General features: G+C 50.1%; 2 protein-coding genes. Both read left to right on the top strand.

The annotated features are described in order from the left end of the window. Nucleotides 1-116 (top strand): IS4 family transposase (locus GWC77_RS30160; RefSeq protein ID WP_173261287.1); only part of this gene is annotated, 116 nt, incomplete at its 5' end. Nucleotides 117-317: 201 nt separating this feature from the next. Next, nucleotides 318-645, top strand: a 328-nt coding sequence (locus GWC77_RS29295; RefSeq protein WP_217283464.1) for a hypothetical protein, incomplete at its 3' end; no start/stop codon positions are given.

The following is a 645-nucleotide window of genomic DNA, read 5'->3' as shown; positions in this document are numbered from 1 at the left end:
GCAAAGGCGACGGCGAGCCTGGCGTCAAGACCATCTGGCTAGGCATGCAGCGCGTGGTGGATTTTGCTGCTGGTATCAGATACGCGCGTGAGCTCGAGCAGCAGACTTGTGTGTAATGGAATGCGTTATAGGGGCTGCTTTCTCGTAGCGAGGAAATTAAGTTCCTGATTATTATGTTTCGATTTTGTGGCCTTATTTTGTAATTGGCTTTTATATTCTTTGAGATGAGTCTCGTTGCCAGGGCTTGCTCAATGTTTGCGCACGCGTAGGCATTTTTCCCTCTAATGGTTATATGCTTTAGGTCTTTTTGAAAAAGCGTGTCGGAGTTAATCGCGCTTAATGTTCGCGACGCGGCGGCATCTCGAGTTTTTCTGTCTAGCAGCGATTTATCGTCGATCAGATCGCTGTACGCTACGCACTTCGCGATTCGCCGCTTTGTGTATGCAATTTCGATCATTGCTTCCCCGTATGCTTCTGTTGATCCAATCCACGGTGTGACCGCGCGGTCCCTTGGGCTGTTGTCACGGATCGGCGTAATCGAGCCGGGGATGATCGGCGTAATGAGGCCACTTGGAATGGCCCCGAAACGCGATTTCGAAGGGCCTCAAGAATCCGTTTTTTTGCCTGATTTTGCAACCGCGTTTT

The organism is Paraburkholderia sp. NMBU_R16 (assembly GCF_013282575.1).
GTDB lineage: Bacteria > Pseudomonadota > Gammaproteobacteria > Burkholderiales > Burkholderiaceae > Trinickia.
Note: the sequence above shows the minus strand (reverse complement) of the source record. Positions and strands in the feature narration are given on the sequence as shown.